This is a genomic window from Brotaphodocola sp. (assembly GCF_050873365.1).
GTDB lineage: Bacteria > Bacillota > Clostridia > Lachnospirales > Lachnospiraceae > Brotaphodocola.
In genome coordinates this window covers 1-18,613 of record NZ_JBNMIQ010000046.1, presented here as the reverse complement: position 1 = coordinate 18,613, position 18,613 = coordinate 1, and the positions used below count along the sequence as shown (strand labels likewise).

The window sequence follows — 18,613 nt, the reverse complement described above, 5'->3', positions numbered from 1 at the left end:
TTAAATTGGTCGGTAAATGAGGGAGGCTTATTTGGCATGCCCAAAAACAGGATGTATCAGAGCTGTATATAAAAATGGCTCTGATGTCAGGAATGGAGTAGGATTCTCATGAATCCCACCCCAACTATTGACATAGAGCCCTTTGTTAAAAGAGAATTTTTATCAAATAAGGTTGGTCTATCGAGGAAGTGACAAGAGATCACTTCTTATACAGAAATATAAAAATATAGGAAAATATAGGAATTAGAAAAAATTAGGGGGGAGGGTAAAAGCTATGTACAAGAGAAAGACGCAGGGTTGGCTAAAGCATCTCGACTTTGCTGCGCTTGATCTCTGTTGTCTCCAGATTGCCTATCTGGTTGCCTATGCGATTCGGCATGGTGGAATCACGGCGTATGGGGACAGCATTTATTTGACAACAAACCTTGCAATGTTGCTTATTGATATGTGTGTGATGGCGTTTTTCCTGACGATGAAAAATGTTCTCAAGCGAGGTTATTATTCCGAGTTCACGGCGACGTTAAAACATGTCTGTCTTGTGATTTTGATGACGGCGTTTTATCTGTTTGTGACGAAGGAGAGTTCGATCTACTCCCGGTATGTGATGCTGATGATTGCGATTATGTATGCAGTCCTGAGCTTTGTCACAAGAATTCTCTGGAAGAAGATGGTTCTTGCCTATATGGCAGATTCGACGAAACGTTCCCTGATCATTGTGACGGTCAACAGCATGGTCGATCAGGTGGTTACGAATATCCGCAATCACAATTATGATGGATTCAAGATTGCCGGTGTCGTGATTCTCGATGCGGACCGTGTCGGAGATATGCTTGACGGGGATATTCCGGTTGTTGCAAATAAGAATACCGTCGCAGAGTATGTCTGCCGAGAATGGGTGGATGAGGTCTTCTTAAATATTCCGGATGGACAGGAGCGCCCGAAGAAGCTGATGGATCAGTTTATGGAGATGGGTGTTGTCGTTCATTTAAGACTTGCGAAGTCGGAGGATTTCTCTGACCGCATTCAGTTCGTGGAGCGGTTTGGCATTTATACTGTGCTGACGACGAGTATCAACTGTGCAACTCCGATGCAGGCGTTCTTGAAGCGTGCAATGGATATCGCAGGTGGTCTGGCAGGTTGCCTGATCACAGGAATTCTGTATCTGTTCCTTGCTCCGGCGATCAAGAGCCAGTCTCCGGGACCGGTATTCTTCTCTCAGGTTCGTGTGGGAAAGAATGGTAAGAAGTTTAAGATGTACAAGTTCCGCAGTATGTATATGGATGCGGAGGAGCGCAAGAAAGAGCTGATGGCACAGAACCGTGTCAAGGATGGTTTTATGTTCAAGCTTGACTGGGATCCGCGTATCATCGGAACAAAGAAACTTCCGGATGGAACGATCAAGAAGGGTGTTGGAAACTATATTCGTGACTGGAGTCTCGATGAGTTCCCGCAGTTCTTTAATGTGCTGAAAGGCGATATGAGTCTGGTTGGAACGCGTCCGCCGACAGTCGATGAGTGGGATAAGTATGATCTTCATCACCGCGCACGTCTGGCAATGCGCCCGGGGGTAACGGGAATGTGGCAGGTAAGCGGTCGAAGCAATATCACGGATTTTGAGGATGTTGTAAAGCTGGATACGAAGTACATCCGCGAGTGGAGCATGGGACTGGATCTCAGAATTTTGATCAAGACCGTTCTGGTTGTGTTCAAAAAAGAGGGTTCGATGTAAGATTAAGATTTGTAAGAATAAGGTTTTAAGCGAAAAGCAGACATGATTCAGGAGAAAATTCTGGATTGTGTCTGCTTTTTTGTGCTTTTAAATCGACGTTAAGAAGGTGGTGGCACGAGATTGGTTTGATTAGTGATTAATTTAATGTTTCGTTGGAATGATTGTGTAGTCATTTTAAGCTATGTAGAGGGAAAAGCGGAATAAAGGGAATAGGGGGCTCGGCAGGTGGGTAAAGTCATGCAAACTCGCTCTCGCTCCGGGTTCGACGTAGCGGTGCATAAGGTCACAAAATACGTGACCTAAGCACCGACGTCTCACACGGGTTTGCCTGCACTTTCCCACCGCCTCGCCCCACGCAAAGGTATATGATCCGTAGGTGGTGACTTAAATTTTTTTGAAAGTAAGTGAACATAAAAAGATTTATGAAATGGATAAAGTATGTTCTCTAAAATTTATTGAGAGAAAGTGGAAGAAGGAAAGTAAGAGGAAACGTAAAATTCTATACATACGCTAGGCTTTTATTGAGATTTGTGGTATGCTTGAGAGAAGAAGTGGGGGAATGTTTTGCGGGAGTTTATTGTCGATTGTACGGTATATAGGCAATGATAATTAAAATTTCAGGAGGAGTTTATTTATGAGAAAATGGAAGAAAATGATGTTGGCAACAGCAGTATGTGCCATGATTGCTGTTCAGCCGGCTTGGGCGAGTTCTGCTGTGATTACAGTTGGACAGGGTGTGACAACAGGAACGTCTGCAGAAGCGCAGGGTGAGGTTAGTCTCGGAAATACACCGGAGAGTTCTGAAAGTACGGTTTCGATGAGTGAGCAGGCGAGCGTTGGATCAGCACCGCAGGAGCAGACAACTTCTCGTGTGATTACAATGGGGGAGAGTACAAAGTCTGAGGATACGCAGACGGATGAAGTACAAAGTGAAGCTACACAGGATGATCAGACGGTGAGTGAGACATCGACCGGGGAGTCTCAGCCAGCTGAGGATACAACAGCTTCTGCAACGGAGGAAACACAGGATCAGACAAGCACGGGACGACAGATTGATCCGTCGAAGCCTATGGTGGCACTGACATTTGATGATGGTCCTCAGCCATCTGTCGGTAACCGGATTATGGATTGTCTGGCACAGTATGGAGGAAAAGCAACCTTCTTTATGGTTGGAAGCCGTGCAGGATCTTATAAGACGGAGATTCAGAGAATGGTTGCAGAGGGACATGAGGTTGCAAATCATACGATGAATCACAAATATCTTCAGAAACTTGGAGCAGGACAGATTCAGGAAGAAGTTAACCGAGGAAATGATGCGATAGAGAGTGCCTGTGGAGTTCGCCCGACACTTCTTCGACTTCCGGGAGGAAATCATAATGCGACAGTTGTTGCAAACACGCATATGCCGATGATTCAGTGGAGTGTGGATACGCTTGATTGGAAGACAAGAAATGCTGATAAGACAACATCTGCCGTCTTAAATCATGTCAAAGATGGAGATATTGTTCTGATGCATGAGCTTTATACCTCAACCGCAGATGCTGTGGAGCGAATCGTGCCGGAGCTTGCCCGTAGAGGATTTCAGATGGTGACAGTCACCGAGATGGCAAATGCGAGAGGAAAGAGCCTTCAGGCAGGACATTTATATTCTGAGTTTCGGTAAAGAAAGTTAATAATATTTTTTTACAATAAAGGGATTTGATAAGTACAGAGTTATTAAAAAACATGGGGATACCACAATGTGTGTGGTGTTCTCATGTTTTTTTAGTATAAGGATTTTTGCGTGAACAAGGATTCTTTTAAGAGTTTTGTGAGCAGGGCGAAGAGACGAGAAAGTGCAGGCAAACCCGTGTGAGACGTCGGTGCTTAGACTGCGTAGTTTGCAGTCTTATGCACCGCTACGTCGAACCCGGAGCGAGAGCGAGTTTGCATGACTTTACTCGTCGTCTGAGCCGTTAGAGCCTTTCCTTATTTCTCATCACATACCTGGAAAATATAGAACTTCAGGTAATAAGAAGACTGGTCTTTCTCCCACAGGATCGGATGATCTGCTGCCTGGGTGCGATACTCAACTTGGCGCAGGCGTTTGTGAACTCCGGCAGCTGCCTCGCGGATCGTCTTTGCAAAGAGCTCCGGGTCCATGAAGTGAGAGCAGGAGCAGGTAGCAAGATAACCGCCGTCCTTGACGAGCTTCATTCCGCGCAGGTTGATCTCGCGGTAGCCCTTGACGGCATTCTTGATTGAATTGCGGGACTTTGTAAAGGCAGGCGGATCGAGGATGACAACGTCATACTGCTCACCCTGTGCCTCTAACTGTGGCAGAAGATCAAAGACATCTGCGCAGGTGAATTTAACGCGATCGGAGAGACCATTTAAGGAAGCATTCTCCTCAGCCTGTGCAACACCAAGTTCGGATGCGTCCACACCGAGTACGGAGGAAGCACCAGCGATTCCTGCATTCAAAGCAAAAGAGCCTGTGTGGGTAAAGCAGTCGAGCACCTTTTTGCCCGGGCAGAGACGCTGGATCGCAAGACGGTTGTACTTCTGATCGAGGAAGAAACCTGTCTTCTGACCATCCTGAACGTCTACCATATAGTGAACGCCGTTCTCAATGATCTCAACTTTCGTGTCAAATGGCTCGCCGATAAATCCCTTGAAACGCTCCATTCCCTCCTGAAGACGAACTTTTGCGTCGCTTCGCTCGTAGATTCCGCGGATTGCGATTCCATCCTCAGCGAGCACCTTTTTCAGAAGATCAAGAATTTTCAGCTTCAGGCGGTCGATGCCGAGTGCGAGAGACTCCACGACGAGAACGTCAGAGAATTTGTCCACGACGAGTCCCGGAAGAAAGTCTGCCTCACCAAAGATCAGACGACAGCTGGAGGTGTCGACCGTGGATTTGCGGTATTCCCATGCATTGCGCACGCGCATCTCAAGAAAAGCATCGTCGATCACGGTATCCTTGCGCCGTGTCATCATGCGGACGGTGATTTTGGAGCGGGTGTTGATGAAACCCTGACCCATCGGGTATCCGTCAAAATCTTCTACATGAACGAGATCTCCGTTCTCGTAATCACCCTTGATCTCGTTGATTTCATTATCGTAAATCCAGGCGCCGCCGGCTTTGATGGTACGGCCCTCGCCCTTTTTCAGAATGACTGTTGCCATGAAAATAATCTCCTTTGTCTTGTTTATTCGTTTTTTTTGTTTTCCTATTTGTTCCCTGTTCCGTTGATCTTTTTTGTTGATCTATTGGCTGATCTGTTTCTGTGTTGCATTGGTTGATAGTAACTGTTCATTAGGTCTGCGCACTTGTTGCGCTGACCGTAAGAAAACATAGGCTAGAAGGCAAAATCCCATCGGCGTAGCCGATCTGGAATGGATTTTTGCCCGTAACTATGAAGGTACTGAATAGTTACGAGTGATAAATAGATGATTCCTTCATCGATCCATACTTTGAAATATTATAGTACAGAATTGCGGGGACTGTAAAGAAAAACAGAGGAAGAAGGAAGGGAAAAAAACAGAAAGACCAGAAAATTTGGAAAAAATACGCGTCCCAATCGTTGCCGAAATGGTTAGCAAAAAATAACATAGCGGTTAGCGAAAAACAACATAATAGTTAGCAAAAAACAACAGTTTCTATTGATAAAAGTTGGGCTTGACTAACAGGGATATTGAGTGTTAACATCTGTTTAACGGTTCGGACAAACCGAAAAATCACTGCCGTTTTGGGTGACAGAAGAGAGGTGTGAGAGAAGGATGAAGCAACACAGATTCTGGGCCTGGGCGATGATGTTTTGTCTGGCGATGACAGTTTATACTGGATATAAGCACAGATAAAAAATAAGAGAGACGAACCCCGAAAAATGAAAAATAATTGGTCTTATAAAGAAGGAGGATTTTATCATGAAGATTAGTGTAGATTGCGTAAAGAAGATTGGTTTATTTGCAGGTGGCGTTCTGTTCGGAACTGCTGGTATGAAGGTTCTGGGAAGCAGCGATGCAAAGAAGTGCTACATCAACTGCCTGGCAGCTGGTCTGCGCGCTAAGGATTGCGTAATGAACACTGCTACCAACATTCAGGAGAATGCTGAGGACATCCTGGCAGAGGCTAAGGAGATCAACCGTCAGCGTGCAGAGGCAGAGAACGTTGTATTCGAGGACGAGAGCGAAGAGGCAGAGGCTGAGACTGCTACCGAGGAGACTGCTGAGGAAGAGTAATCACGGCAGACGGGCAATCGCTTGGAATCAGACGGAAAAAGGGGGCTGTCGCACAATGGGGCGTACATTGCCCCCTCTTTTATGCAAATGATGCAAAATTCGTCGCTGATGGGATTGACTGTGTGATATGCGTGAATTGGGAATCGTAACTGTGCAGAAGGAGAAAGAGAGAACAACATGAAATTTGCAGTAAAACATGAGCTTGCCGGACGAATCCGCGTGCATATGTGGCAGAAAAACATGACGATGCGGGAAGCGGATATTCTGGCATATTATCTGGAAAATCTGCCGGGAGTAACTCTGGCAAAGGTATATGAGCGGACAGCGGATGCTGTGATCTGTTATAGCGGAGACAGAAAAGACATTCTGGAAGGATTGCAGAAATTCAGCTATCAGGACAATCAGCTCGAGGAGATCGTTCCGAAGAACAGCGGAAGAGAGCTGAATGCAGAGTATAAGGAAAAGCTGATTCAGAGAGTCTGCACACGAATTGTGACTCAGACCGTTCTTCCGGCACCGGTTCGTGCGGTTTATACGGGAATCAAGGCAGTTCGCTACATCATCAAGGGAATCAAATGCCTGTGGAAGCGCAAGCTGGAGGTTGAGGTTCTCGATGCGACGGCAATCACGGTTTCGATTCTGAGAAGAGACTTCAATACCGCAGGTTCTGTTATGTTCCTGCTTGGAATCGGAGAACTGCTTGAGGAGTGGACGCACAAGAAGTCCGTTGGCGATCTGGCACGAAGCATGTCCTTAAATGTCAGCAAGGTATGGCTGAAGGCAGACGGCACCGAGGTTCTCGTTCCGATCTCTCAGGTAAAAGAAGGCGATGAGGTTCTCGTTCATGTTGGAACGATGATCCCGCTTGACGGTATCGTTGTAGAGGGCGAGGCGATGGTCAACCAGGCATCGATGACAGGCGAGTCCATTCCGGTTAAGAAGGAGAAGGGTTCCTACGTCTATGCCGGAACCGCTCTTGAGGAGGGCGAGATCACGATCTGCGTCAAGAAGGCAGCCGGTTCTACGCGCTTTGAGCGAATCGTCACGATGATCGAGGAGTCCGAGAAACTGAAGTCTTCCGTAGAGGGTAAGGCAGAGAACCTTGCAGATGCGCTTGTTCCGTGGAGTCTCGGTGGTACGGCTCTGACCTACCTGCTGACTCGCAATGCGACGAAGGCACTGTCTATCCTGATGGTAGATTTCTCCTGCGCACTCAAGCTTGCAATGCCACTCGCTGTGCTCTCTGCAATCCGTGAGGCAAACGTTCATCACATCACCGTAAAGGGTGGAAAGTTCATGGAGGCAGTTGCTGATGCAGATACGATCGTCTTCGATAAGACAGGTACTCTGACCAAGGCAAAGCCGGTTGTTGTTGACATTGTGACCTTTGGAGACAGAGATAAGAATGAGATGCTCAGAATCGCAGCCTGCCTTGAGGAGCATTTCCCGCACTCGATGGCAAATGCAGTTGTTCAGGAGTCTCTGAGCAGACACCTCGTTCACGATGAGATGCACACGAAAGTGGAGTATATCGTTGCACACGGAATTGCAAGCCAGATCAATGGCGAGCGCGTCGTGATCGGAAGCCATCACTTCGTATTTGAGGATGAGAAGTGTGTGATTCCGGTGGATGGTCAGGCGAAGTTTGATGCACTTCCGGAGGAGTATTCTCACCTGTACATGGCAATCGGCGGAGAGCTCGTAGCTGTAATCTGTATCGAAGATCCGCTTCGCCCGGAGGCAGAGGTAGTTCTGCGTCAGCTTCGAGAGGCAGGCATCAAGAAACTTGTCATGATGACCGGCGACAGCGAGCGCACCGCCCGTGCGATTGCGCGCAGAGTCGGCGTGGATGAGTATTATTCCGAGGTTCTGCCGGAGGATAAGGCTCACTATGTTGAGGAAGCGAAGAAGAATGGTCACAAGGTTATCATGGTAGGTGATGGCATCAACGATTCCCCGGCACTCTCTGCCGCAGATGTCGGTGTTGCAATCAGCGAGGGTGCAGAGATCGCACGAGAGATTGCGGATGTGACGGTTTCTGAGGATGACCTCGCACAGCTTGTGATTCTCAAACAGCTGAGCAACTGCCTGATGAAGAGAATTCACTCCAACTATCGTTTCGTCATCAGCTTCAACCTTGGACTGATTCTCTTGGGTGTGGGCGGAATCCTTGCTCCGACAACGTCGGCACTTCTGCACAACACTTCCACGCTTGCGATCAGCTTGAAGAGTATGACGAACCTGATCGAGGAGCAGGAGTAATCCAATCCATCATTTGTCATGGAATCGGGTGATGGAAAAATCACCCGGAAAAAGTACCCTCGTGCCAATGGGTCGAAATTATCGGTGCGGGGCAGACAAAACACATGTGGTTTGCTATGCGCGTTGAGCGCATTAGTCGAAAAATTGAAAAAACCGGAAAATCAAAAAAATCAGAGATACGGCTGTTCAGGGGGGGACCTTGTACAGCCGTATTTTTGTGCGCATTGCCAAAAACGCGAGTCTGCTATATAATGATAGAATGACACCGGATCTTACAAGATTCGGCACATGTGTGGAGAGAATAAGGAGGAAAAATCATGGGATTTCAGGAGATTTCGATTGACAGTCTGGAGTTTAATCCGTTTCATAAGATTCAGAAAGAGTGGATGCTGATTACAGCCGGAGATGAGAAGAAGAGCAATACGATGACGGCAAGCTGGGGCGGTCTTGGCATTATGTGGGGAAAGAACATCGCGACCGCATACATTCGTCCTCAGCGCTACACAAAGGAGTTTGTCGATGCAAATGAGTATTTTACACTTTCCTTCCTGCCGGAAGAATACCGCAAGGCGTTGAGCGTGTGCGGAAGCGTGTCCGGACGTGACGGAGATAAGTGGTCGGCTTCCGGCCTTCATCCGTACTATGTCGATGGAACGACGGCAGTTGAGGAGGCCGATCTGATTTTTGTGTGCAAGAAACAGTATCATCAGGAGATGAAACCAGAGTGCTTTGATGAGAAGGAAAATGACACGAAATGGTATCCGGAGAAGGATTACCACACGATGTACATGGGAGAAATCGTAAAGGTTCTCAAGCGCGTATAAGGGGAAGGAGAAATTATGGGGGTTGCGGACGAGGAAAAACAACACCAGAAAAACAGGCGTGAGATGCTGATTGAAGGGGATGTCCGAAAGGTAATTCCGCGCCTTGCTGTGCCGACGATCATCAGCATGATGATCAGTGCGATTTACAACATGGCAGACACTTTTTTTGTGAGCCAGCTTGGAACGAGTGCTTCCGGCGCAGTCGGGATCATTTTCTCGGCGATGGCGATCATTCAGGCGATTGCGTTTACGATCGGAATGGGAAGCGGAAACTATATGGCGCGCTGTCTCGGAGGTGGAGACCAGAGAGAGGGTGAGATCGTCGTCTCAACAGCGTTTTTTACGGGATTGATTATCGGGACTGTGCTTGGCATTGTCTGCCTGTTCCGGATCGATGAGATTGTCATGCTCCTCGGCTCGACGGAGACGATCAAACCGTATGCGGTGGAGTATGCGCGCTTTATTTTCCTTGCGACTCCGTTTATGATGTGCTCATTTATCATGAACAACCTCCTGCGTCTTCAGGGACTTGCCTCCCTCGCGATGATTGGAATCACGACGGGCGGAATCCTCAACATGGTTCTCGACCCGATCCTGATTTTCGGATTTGGACTCGGGACTTCCGGAGCCGCGATTGCGACCGGATTTTCTCAGGTTGTGAGTTTCTGCATTCTGCTCTATCAGTGTAATCGTGGCAAGGGCTGTATCCCGATTCGATTTAAGAATTTCCGCCCATCGCTTCATCTGTATGGTCAGGTGATCAACGGTGGACTGCCATCCTTGTCGCGTCAAGGAATGGCGAGCATTGCGACCGTCATTTTAAACACGACGGCTCACCCGTTCGGAGATGCGTCGATCGCGGCGATGGCGATTGTAAACCGCCTTGTCTTTCTTGTAAACTCTGCGGTCATTGGTTTCGGTCAGGGCTTTCAGCCTCTGTGCGCGTTCTCGTTTGGAGCTGGCAAATATCGCCGTGTGAAGGAGGCATTCTGGTTCTGCGTGAAGTTCACGACAACAATTCTGCTTGTGATCTGTATCGGAGGATTTTTTGTGTCAAAGCCGGTGATTATGATGTTCAGACGAAATGACCCGGAGGTTATTGCAATCGGAACACTTGCGCTTCGCCTTCAGATTTTGACGATGTGGATGAATGGGTATTTGACGATGAGCAACATGATGTCACAGTCGATCGGATTTGGTGTGCGCGCCACAATCCTTGCGATTGCGAGACAGGGACTCTTCCTGATTCCGATTCTTCTGATTGGGACTCATTTCTGGGGACTTCTCGGAATTCAGGCGGCTCAGCCGATCGCGGATCTCTTTACCCTGCTTCTCTCGGTGATCGTCATGAGTGGAATTTTCAAGGAACTTGACCGCAAAGAAAAGGAAAAAGAATCCGTTGTTGTTTGAGCAATGCGTGAACCGTAATGATTGGAGAATTCTGGGCAGAGTGTTTGTGGAAAAGCACTTGACGGCAGGCAGGATATGACATAAAATTGAGAAACGAATGTAAATGTAAAGTGGAAAAACCGATCAGGTTGACAATAACAATGTGGAAAGGAAGGCTTTGCTATGGGCATCATCCGAGCTTCCAAACTGATATATGAATACATCCGGAGAGATGAAGATGAGCACGTGGAAGAAGTCAACCGTGCCATCGATCAGCTGACTGTGGATATCAAAAAGGGAGATTTTGTGGCGGTTCTGGGACACAATGGTTCCGGAAAATCCACATTTGCAAAACAGATCAACGGAATCCTTCTTCCGAGCGGAGGAACCGTGTGGGTGTCTGATATGAACACGTCGGACGAGAGCCATATCTGGGACATCCGAAAGACAGCGGGAATGGTTTTCCAGAATCCGGACAACCAGATTATCGGAAACATTGTTGAGGAGGATGTCGGCTTTGGACCGGAGAACCTCGGGGTTCCGACGGATGAGATCTGGAAGCGCGTTGACAGGAGCCTTGAGGCGGTTGGAATGACAGCGTACCGCTTGAAGTCCCCGAACAAGCTCTCGGGCGGTCAGAAACAGCGTGTGGCGATTGCCGGAGTCATGGCGATGAAACCTCAGTGTATCATTCTTGATGAGCCGACGGCGATGCTTGATCCGAACGGAAGAAAAGAAGTCATTGCGACGCTTCACGAATTAAATAAGAAGGAGAACATCACGATTCTTCTGATCACGCACTACATGGAAGAAGTCATTGATGCAGACCGCGTGATCGTTATGGACGACGGAAAACTTGTGATGGACGGAACTCCGAAAGAGATTTTCTCCCATGTGCAGGAGTTAAAGTCCTATCGTCTGGATGTTCCGCAGGTGACTGAGCTTGCGTGGGAGTTGAAGAAGGCAGGAGTCGATCTTCCGGATGGAATTCTCAGCCGTGAGGAATTTATGAAAGCCCTTCTTCCACTGATGAAAAAACGCTTTCCGGATCAGGTGAAACTGGAAGGTTACGGTCCGGAGGCAGGCACTGTTGAAAACGAAAGTGCCGTAAAATAACGTGGTGGTAATAGATTTTGCCGATTTGGAATGCGAAGCATCGGCAAAATCAGTTGCTGTTTGCGCAATGCGTGAACAGTAACGCTGGAAGGAGAAGAATAGATGTCAATCCGAGCAGAACATTTGAATCATATTTATGGAGAGGGCACCGTCTACGAGCAGTATGCCCTGCGCGATGTGAACTTTGAGATTCAGGACGGAGAGTTTGTCGGACTCATCGGTCACACGGGTTCCGGAAAATCCACGCTGATCCAGCATTTGAACGGACTGCTGAAGGCGAGCAGTGGAGCGATCTATTATAACGGAGAAAATATTTACGGCGAGGGATACGACATGCGCGCCCTGCGCAGTAAGGTCGGACTGGTTTTCCAGTATCCGGAGCACCAGCTCTTTGAGGTGGATGTGTTCTCGGATGTCTGCTTTGGACCGAAGAATCAGGGACTCTCAAAGGAGGAGGTCGAGGAGCGCGCGAAGGATGCGCTTCGTCAGGTTGGACTCGATGAGAAGTTCTGGGAGCAGTCCCCGTTTGAGCTTTCCGGTGGTCAGAAGCGACGTGTCGCGATCGCCGGTGTGCTTGCGATGAAGCCAGAGGTTCTGATTCTCGATGAGCCGACAGCAGGTCTTGATCCGAAGGGGCGAGACGAGATCCTCGATGAGCTCACAGCGCTTCACAGAGACAAGCACATGACGATCATCCTCGTCTCTCACAGCATGGAGGACATTGCCCGCTATGCGGACCGAATCATGGTGATGAATCACGGCGAGAAAGTGTTTGACGGACCGCCGAGAAAAGTGTTCCATCATTATCGGGAACTCGAGAAGATCGGTCTGGCAGCTCCTCAGATTACTTACATCATCCATGAGCTGAGAGATCACGGCGTTCCGGTTGATCCGGATCTGATCACCGTGGAGGAGGCGAGAGATGCAATTCTTGCACTTCTCGGCAAGGCAGAAGAGAAGGAAGAGAAGGGTAAGGATAAAGCAGAATGATAAGAGATATTACATTAGGGCAGTATTATCCGGTGGATTCGGTGATTCATCGGATGGACCCTCGTACCAAGCTGTTCGGAACGATGGTATTTATTATTTCTCTGTTTCTTGCGAACAGCATCGTTGCTTACGGAGTGGCGACGGTCTTTTTGATTCTGGCAGTTCGGACATCGAAAGTGCCGTTTAAATTCATTGTTCGCGGACTCAAGGCAGTTGTGTTTCTGCTTCTGATCAGTGTCAGCTTCAATATGTTTCTGACACCCGGCGAGCCGATTTTCCAGATCGGATTTTTGAAGCTGACATGGGAAGGCTTGAGAACCGCAGGATTCATGGCGCTTCGCCTGATCTACCTTGTGCTCGGCTCCTCGATCATGACGCTGACGACAACGCCGAATGAGCTGACGGATGGTCTTGAGAGAAGTCTTGGATTTTTAAACAAAGTCGGTGTTCCGGTTCATGAGATCTCAATGATGATGTCGATTGCGCTCCGTTTTATCCCGATTCTCGTGGAGGAGACGGATAAGATCATGAAGGCGCAGATGGCGCGCGGAGCTGATTTTGAGACGGGTAATCTGATTCAGAAGGCAAAGAGCATGGTTCCGCTTCTCGTACCGCTGTTCATCTCCGCGTTCCGCCGTGCGACGGATCTGGCGATGGCGATGGAGGCGCGCTGTTATCACGGTGGAGAGGGTCGAACGAAGATGAAACCTCTCAAATATGAGAAGAGAGACCGAATCGCCTATCTCGTGTATGTGGTTTATCTTGTGTTCGTGATTCTTCTGAGAAAATAGGAGAGACAGAGCGAAGATCAGGAGAAAAACGATCGAATAAAAAACGATCGAATAAAAAACGATCGAATAAAAAATGATCAAACGAAAAATGTAGACAGAAAGGCGATGCGCCTGGAATTCGGATGTCAGAGAGGACGGCAGTCTGAGTTCCAGGCGTTTGTCCTATCAGAGAAAGAGATTGGGGGAAGAGAAAGGACAGGATGAAACGAATCAAACTTGTAGTGGCGTATGACGGCACGAATTACAGGGGATGGCAACTTCAGCCAAACGGAGTCACGATCGAGGAGATGCTCAACCGTGCGCTGACGGATCTGTTGAGAGAGCCGATCACTGTGATCGGGGCGAGCCGGACGGATTCTGGCGTTCATGCGCGGGGAAATATCGCTGTGTTTGACACAGAAAATCGCATGGCACCGGAAAAAATCTGTTTTGCGCTGAATGCGAGACTTCCGGATGACATTCGGATTCAGTCCTCGGAGGAGGTTCCGGCGGACTGGCATCCGCGAAAAGCCAACTGTACGAAGACGTATGAGTACAAGATTTTAAATCGAAAGATTGCGATGCCTCTCGAGAGATTGTATGCGCATTTCTGCTATTTTCCGCTCGATGTGGAGCGGATGCAGGAGGCGGGCAATTATCTCGTCGGAGAGCATGATTTCAAGAGCTTTTGCACGACGCGGACGCAGGCGGAGGATACGATCCGGACGATTTACAGCCTGAGTGTCACAAAGCAGGATGACATGATCACGATTCGCATCAGCGGAAGCGGTTTCCTCTATAATATGGTGCGAATCATTGCGGGCACGCTGATGAAAGTCGGAATGGGAGTCTATCCGCCGGAGCATGTCGTGACGATTCTTGAGGCGAGAGATCGCAGACAGGCCGGACAGACTGCGGTTGCACATGGGCTGACGCTTGTGAGTATGGAGTACGAGAAAGAACTTCCACCGTGGCATTACAGCGAAAATTTACAGTGGAATTACGATATTTTGCAGTCCCATATCAAGGAGGAGAAGCTGGCGTATTTCCTTGTGGAGCGCTGTCTCGATGAGGAGTGGGAGCGTCTGCTTCGCCGGAACATCCACCATGCGTTCCAGAACGGAGCGAGGAAGGTTCTGCTGATCGATTTGGAGAAAGATCGTCTGTGTGAGGGCGATCAGTACGGGTATTATAAAATTCATGCGCTTGAACCGGAACAGATGGGATCAGCGATGTCCCTGCTCAGCGATGAGGAAAATATGGCGATGATGGAGATCTCGTGTATGGCGGAGAGGCGTGTGGATTCGTTCCCGGCATGGTATTGCGCCGTGGATGCAAAGGAATAGCGCAAAGGAGCAGTCCCATATCAAATAGATAGAAGGAAGAAATGAGTAAAAGAAAACGAGTAAAAGGAAACAGGTAAAAGAAAACGAGTAAAAGGAAACAGGTAAAAGAAAACGAGTAGAATGTGTCTAAAACAGAGTCTTGTGTTGTTTTAGACATGTTTTATATAGTACTACCGGGGCAAAGTTAAACAAAAGAGAATGGAGGGAATGTGATAGTATGGGAGAACAAACGAAGAAAACAAGTGAAAAGACACTTAATGGATTTCAGTCGTTGCTGTTATTGGTTCTCATTGTGTGTGCAGTTGCGGTCTGCATTCGCCTGAAAACGGGTGGTCCGATGATCGGTCTTTTCGCAAGCTGGATCATCGTCTATGTGTTCTGTAAGGTATTAAAGATCAATTATGATGAGGTTGTCGGCGGTGCCTACGATGCAATCCGTGTCGTAGTTCCGACGCTGTGTCTGCTGATGGCGATCGGCGTGATGATCGGAACCTGGCTTCAGAGCGGTACGATCGCGACGATCATTGTGGGTGGTCTGAAAATGATCAATCCGACCTGGCTTCTGCCGTTGACATTGATTTTCTGTGCAGTCTTAAGCCTTGTAACCGGAACGTCCTACGGTTCTGCCGGAAGTGCCGGTGTGGCAATGATGGCAATCGGAAATGCGATGGGACTGAATCCGGGAATGGTTGCCGGAGCCGTTATCTGTGGTGCGATGTTCGGCGATAAGTTAAGCCCGCTCTCCGACACGACAAACCTTGCTCCGGCAGTTGCAGGCGCAAAGCTCAGCGACCATGTGCGTGCGATGATGTGGACGACGCTTCCGACATTTCTGATCAGCCTTGTGCTGTTTACGATTCTCGGAATCAGCCAGACCGCAGGCGGATATGAGATGGGAGATCTCGGAACTTACATTCAGGCACTTGAGGGTGAGTTCCATCTCGGCGCAGTGACTCTGCTTCCGGCAGTTGTGATTATTGTGTTACTGCTGTGCAAGGTAAATTCAATTGTTGCACTCGGACTTTCTGCTTTTGTAGCGGGACTCGTTTCCTTCTTCTGTCAGGGAAACACGCTTCAGAGCATCATCCGCGTGGCTTACAACGGTTACACGACCGGAATCGAGGATGCGGTTCTCAAGGCAATCCTGAACCGTGGCGGAATGAGCAGTATGATGCAGTATGTCGCGATCATCAGCTTCGCAGTCGGAATGGGCGGAATGCTTGAGAAACTCGGCGTTCTCGGAAACATCCTTAAAGTCATCACCGATCGCATCCACAACGATGGAACTCTGATCACCGCAACGCTTCTCGTCGGCTATGTGACGAGCTTAATCAGCTGTTCTCAGCCGATGGCTCACGTACTGACCGGTCGTCTGATGGCACCGATCTTCAAGGAGAGAGGAATTGCACCGGAGATTCTTTCGAGAAGCCTCGAGGATTCCGGAACTCTGGCAGGTCCGATGATTCCGTGGCACGGATATTGTGTATACATGGCAGGTACTCTGGGTGTGGCATGGTCCGCATTTTTCCCGTATCTGTTCCTGCTGTATCTGACGCCGTTTTTCAGTATTTTTTACGGTTTCACCGGAATCTCCATCAAGCATGTAAAAAGCGGAAAAAATGCTTGACACAAAAGGATTCGTATAATATAATGTTTAACTGTGACGTTAGGTAGAAATGCTGAAGCCAAGCCCCGGAATAGGCATTTTACAATATATGTTTTGTTTTAATTTAGATCTTTTATGTTTAACAGGAGGTTAACCAATGAAGAGTTTTATGGCTAGTCCAGCTACAGTTGAGAGAAAATGGTATGTAGTAGATGCTACCGGATATACATTAGGACGTTTGGCTTCAGAAGTAGCAAAAGTATTAAGAGGTAAGAATAAGCCGATCTACACCCCGCACATCGATTGCGGTGACTACGTAGTAGTTGTAAATGCAGACAAAGTGAAAGTAACCGGCAAGAAGCTGGATCAGAAGGTTTATTACAGCCATTCCGATTATGTTGGTGGCATGAAAGAGGCTACCCTGCGCGAGATGATGGCTAAGAAGCCGGAGCGCGTAATCGAGCTGGCAGTTAAGGGAATGCTTCCGAAGGGACCTTTGGGAAGAAGCATGATTACCAAACTTCATGTATATGCAGGCCCGGATCACGAGCAGGCAGCACAGAAGCCGGAAGTTCTGGAATTTTAATCAAAGGTACTGAAAGGAGGAAGTTATCATGGCAAACAAATATTACGGAACAGGAAGAAGAAAGAAATCTATCGCAAGAGTATATCTTGTACCGGGAACCGGTAAGATTACCATCAACAAGAGAGACATCGATCAGTATTTAGGTCTTGAGACCCTGAAGCTGGTTGTTCGTCAGCCGCTCGTAGCAACCGAGACCAGCGACAAGTTCGACGTTCTGGTTAACGTTCGTGGTGGTGGTTTTTCTGGCCAGGCTGGTGCAATCCGTCACGGTATCTCCAGAGCACTGCTTCAGGCAGACGCTGAGTATCGTCCGGTTCTGAAGAAGGCTGGATTCCTTACCAGAGACCCGAGAATGAAGGAGAGAAAGAAGTACGGCCTCAAAGCCGCTCGTCGCGCACCTCAGTTCAGCAAGCGATAATCTACAGCTTAATAATGCTAAAAAAGCCCGGAAATACGCCATTTTCCGGGCTTTTTCTATGCCTAAAATCACCTGATTCCGATGGTGAAATTTGAGGAAATTTGACTTCAAATTAGCCCATTTTGATGGGTTTACCATGGGTTTACGGCCTATTTTTGAGCCTAATGGGTGGGAAAATGGGTTTACAGAAGGCCATTTTGGAGGGGAAATTAGCCCCATATCTTTGACAGATTTTCGGTAAAAATCCGGCTGAAATGGAATGAAAAACAGTGTCAGGATCGTTTGGCGAGTTCTGACGAATTCTGCAAAAAAATAATATCAGGTATCCTGTTACATAGAGCCTTGGCTCATTCTTTGAAAACGAGAATGGGTCGAGGCTCTATTTTTTTTCGCCCGAAATCCGGCGAGACAAATTTGAGTAGGAGGTAACAGGTATGACGGATTTCAATCAGAAGACCCATGACACCGATGTGGGCAGTTATGGCGGACAGTCGAGGCAGATGATGGAGGTGTTTGAGAAACAAGAGTTTGGTTCGATCCGTTTGTTACAGGAGGCAGGCAAGACCTTCTTCTGTGCAAGCGACGTGGCGAAAGCGTTGGGGTATGTGAATCCCTACGCCGCAGTGAAACGCCATTGCAGAGGCCCCCTAACGAAACGCGAGGGGGTCGTTCAGAAGGTGAATCAGTATGGGGATGCTGGAGAGCAGGTCGTTGAAATCGCCTTTATCACAGAAGGCGATGTTTACCGGCTGATCGTTCACAGCAAGCTGCCATCGGCAGAACGGTTTGAACACTGGGTGTTTGATGAAGTTCTCCCTTCTATCCGCAAGCATGGTGTGTATATGAGTGATTCCATTTTGGATCAGGTGATTCAGCATCCTGAGGTCATCTACACCCTGGCGCAGGAGCTTGTAGCCGAGAGGGAGCAGCTTGAGGGTATCCGCAAACAGCTGGATGCGGCACAGCCCAAGGCAGACTACTTCGACACCTTTGTGAACTCGGAGGATTGTACCTGCATCCGGAATTTCTGTAAGGAAATCGGAATCCCGGAGAAGACGGCAGTGGCTCTCTTACTGGATCATCGCTATCTGTACCGCAGTCCAAGCGGCTGGCTGATGCCTTTTGCAGACAAATCTGCAAGGGGCTATTTTATTGTCCGGGATTGCTACGGCAGAAGCGGAAAGCTGGTGCAGCAGACGAGAGTGACCTGCAAGGGAAAGAATCATCTCTTCAAGTTGTTTAAGAAATGGGGTGTGATCGAATGACGCTTTTTACAGAGGGACGCCTTCAGGCGTTTGAACGCATGATGCAGGATACCGGCAAATACCATCGCCGGGAGGACAGCGAAGATCG

At 48.3% G+C, this 18,613-nt stretch carries 14 protein-coding genes and 1 pseudogene; 14 read left to right on the top strand and 1 reads right to left on the bottom strand.

Annotation, left to right across the window (positions count from 1 at the left end):
• Positions 1-274: 274 nt before the first annotated feature.
• Both ACR0QT_RS13950 and ACR0QT_RS13945 read left to right on the top strand, forming a co-directional pair.
• The gene (locus ACR0QT_RS13950; protein WP_432631304.1) at positions 275-1,729 is read left to right on the top strand and encodes a sugar transferase; all 1,455 of its coding nucleotides are present in this window, start codon (positions 275-277) and stop codon (positions 1,727-1,729) included.
• A 634-nt stretch (positions 1,730-2,363) separates the two neighbouring features.
• Positions 2,364-3,392: a polysaccharide deacetylase family protein gene (locus tag ACR0QT_RS13945; protein WP_432631303.1), complete on the top strand. Its 1,029-nt coding sequence runs from the start codon at positions 2,364-2,366 to the stop codon at positions 3,390-3,392.
• 305 nt (positions 3,393-3,697) lie between these two features.
• Here the strand turns inward: ACR0QT_RS13945 and ACR0QT_RS13940 are convergent, their stop codons facing one another.
• Positions 3,698-4,897 carry a class I SAM-dependent rRNA methyltransferase gene (locus tag ACR0QT_RS13940; RefSeq protein ID WP_432631302.1) on the bottom strand — a complete coding sequence of 400 codons (1,200 nt, stop codon included), beginning with the start codon at positions 4,895-4,897 and terminating at the stop codon, positions 3,698-3,700.
• Positions 4,898-5,638: 741 nt separating this feature from the next.
• Between ACR0QT_RS13940 and ACR0QT_RS13935 the strand changes: the two genes are divergently transcribed.
• The 12 genes and pseudogenes from ACR0QT_RS13935 to ACR0QT_RS13880 all read left to right on the top strand — a co-directional run bounded on the left by ACR0QT_RS13935 (position 5,639) and on the right by ACR0QT_RS13880 (position 18,525).
• Positions 5,639-5,953 (top strand): DUF6110 family protein, encoded by a 315-nt coding sequence (locus ACR0QT_RS13935; protein ID WP_432631301.1) that lies wholly within the window; start codon positions 5,639-5,641, stop codon positions 5,951-5,953.
• 177 nt (positions 5,954-6,130) lie between these two features.
• Complete coding sequence (locus tag ACR0QT_RS13930; RefSeq protein WP_432631300.1) at positions 6,131-8,215, top strand: heavy metal translocating P-type ATPase; 2,085 nt, start codon at positions 6,131-6,133, stop codon at positions 8,213-8,215.
• A 317-nt stretch (positions 8,216-8,532) separates the two neighbouring features.
• Complete coding sequence (locus ACR0QT_RS13925; RefSeq protein ID WP_432631299.1) at positions 8,533-9,039, top strand: flavin reductase family protein; 507 nt, start codon at positions 8,533-8,535, stop codon at positions 9,037-9,039.
• Positions 9,040-9,054: 15 nt separating this feature from the next.
• Complete coding sequence (locus ACR0QT_RS13920; protein ID WP_432631298.1) at positions 9,055-10,449, top strand: MATE family efflux transporter; 1,395 nt, start codon at positions 9,055-9,057, stop codon at positions 10,447-10,449.
• Between the two features lie 162 nt (positions 10,450-10,611).
• The gene (locus ACR0QT_RS13915; protein ID WP_432631297.1) at positions 10,612-11,544 is read left to right on the top strand and encodes an energy-coupling factor transporter ATPase; all 933 of its coding nucleotides are present in this window, start codon (positions 10,612-10,614) and stop codon (positions 11,542-11,544) included.
• A 102-nt stretch (positions 11,545-11,646) separates the two neighbouring features.
• Positions 11,647-12,534 carry an energy-coupling factor transporter ATPase gene (locus tag ACR0QT_RS13910; RefSeq protein WP_432631296.1) on the top strand — a complete coding sequence of 296 codons (888 nt, stop codon included), beginning with the start codon at positions 11,647-11,649 and terminating at the stop codon, positions 12,532-12,534.
• A complete protein-coding gene (locus ACR0QT_RS13905; RefSeq protein ID WP_432631295.1) occupies positions 12,531-13,325 on the top strand; it encodes an energy-coupling factor transporter transmembrane component T family protein in 795 nt (264 codons plus the stop codon). Before ACR0QT_RS13910 ends, ACR0QT_RS13905 begins: the two co-directional genes overlap by 4 nt.
• A gap of 200 nt (positions 13,326-13,525) precedes the next feature.
• A pseudogene (gene truA, locus ACR0QT_RS13900) lies at positions 13,526-14,260 on the top strand (tRNA pseudouridine(38-40) synthase TruA); the annotation flags it as partial.
• 607 nt (positions 14,261-14,867) lie between these two features.
• Positions 14,868-16,277 carry a Na+/H+ antiporter NhaC gene (gene nhaC, locus ACR0QT_RS13895; protein WP_432631294.1) on the top strand — a complete coding sequence of 470 codons (1,410 nt, stop codon included), beginning with the start codon at positions 14,868-14,870 and terminating at the stop codon, positions 16,275-16,277.
• 136 nt (positions 16,278-16,413) lie between these two features.
• Entirely contained in the window at positions 16,414-16,842 is a 429-nt protein-coding gene (gene rplM, locus ACR0QT_RS13890; protein WP_308451961.1) for a 50S ribosomal protein L13, read from the top strand.
• 25 nt (positions 16,843-16,867) lie between these two features.
• A complete protein-coding gene (rpsI, locus tag ACR0QT_RS13885; protein WP_308451972.1) occupies positions 16,868-17,260 on the top strand; it encodes a 30S ribosomal protein S9 in 393 nt (130 codons plus the stop codon).
• Between the two features lie 434 nt (positions 17,261-17,694).
• Positions 17,695-18,525, top strand: coding sequence for a phage antirepressor KilAC domain-containing protein (locus tag ACR0QT_RS13880; protein WP_432631293.1), 831 nt, complete (start codon positions 17,695-17,697; stop codon positions 18,523-18,525).
• Positions 18,526-18,613 lie beyond the last annotated feature (88 nt).

What these genes read in the sequence shown, in the direction of transcription:
- ACR0QT_RS13950 (WP_432631304.1), top strand. Translation starts at nt 275, where the DNA reads ATGTACAAGAGAAAGACGCAGGGTTGGCTAAAGCATCTCGACTTTGCT.
- ACR0QT_RS13945 (WP_432631303.1), top strand. Translation starts at nt 2,364, where the DNA reads ATGAGAAAATGGAAGAAAATGATGTTGGCAACAGCAGTATGTGCCATG.
- ACR0QT_RS13940 (WP_432631302.1), bottom strand. Translation starts at nt 4,897, where the DNA reads ATGGCAACAGTCATTCTGAAAAAGGGCGAGGGCCGTACCATCAAAGCC.
- ACR0QT_RS13935 (WP_432631301.1), top strand. Translation starts at nt 5,639, where the DNA reads ATGAAGATTAGTGTAGATTGCGTAAAGAAGATTGGTTTATTTGCAGGT.
- ACR0QT_RS13930 (WP_432631300.1), top strand. Translation starts at nt 6,131, where the DNA reads ATGAAATTTGCAGTAAAACATGAGCTTGCCGGACGAATCCGCGTGCAT.
- ACR0QT_RS13925 (WP_432631299.1), top strand. Translation starts at nt 8,533, where the DNA reads ATGGGATTTCAGGAGATTTCGATTGACAGTCTGGAGTTTAATCCGTTT.
- ACR0QT_RS13920 (WP_432631298.1), top strand. Translation starts at nt 9,055, where the DNA reads ATGGGGGTTGCGGACGAGGAAAAACAACACCAGAAAAACAGGCGTGAG.
- ACR0QT_RS13915 (WP_432631297.1), top strand. Translation starts at nt 10,612, where the DNA reads ATGGGCATCATCCGAGCTTCCAAACTGATATATGAATACATCCGGAGA.
- ACR0QT_RS13910 (WP_432631296.1), top strand. Translation starts at nt 11,647, where the DNA reads ATGTCAATCCGAGCAGAACATTTGAATCATATTTATGGAGAGGGCACC.
- ACR0QT_RS13905 (WP_432631295.1), top strand. Translation starts at nt 12,531, where the DNA reads ATGATAAGAGATATTACATTAGGGCAGTATTATCCGGTGGATTCGGTG.
- nhaC (WP_432631294.1), top strand. Translation starts at nt 14,868, where the DNA reads ATGGGAGAACAAACGAAGAAAACAAGTGAAAAGACACTTAATGGATTT.
- rplM (WP_308451961.1), top strand. Translation starts at nt 16,414, where the DNA reads ATGAAGAGTTTTATGGCTAGTCCAGCTACAGTTGAGAGAAAATGGTAT.
- ACR0QT_RS13880 (WP_432631293.1), top strand. Translation starts at nt 17,695, where the DNA reads ATGACGGATTTCAATCAGAAGACCCATGACACCGATGTGGGCAGTTAT.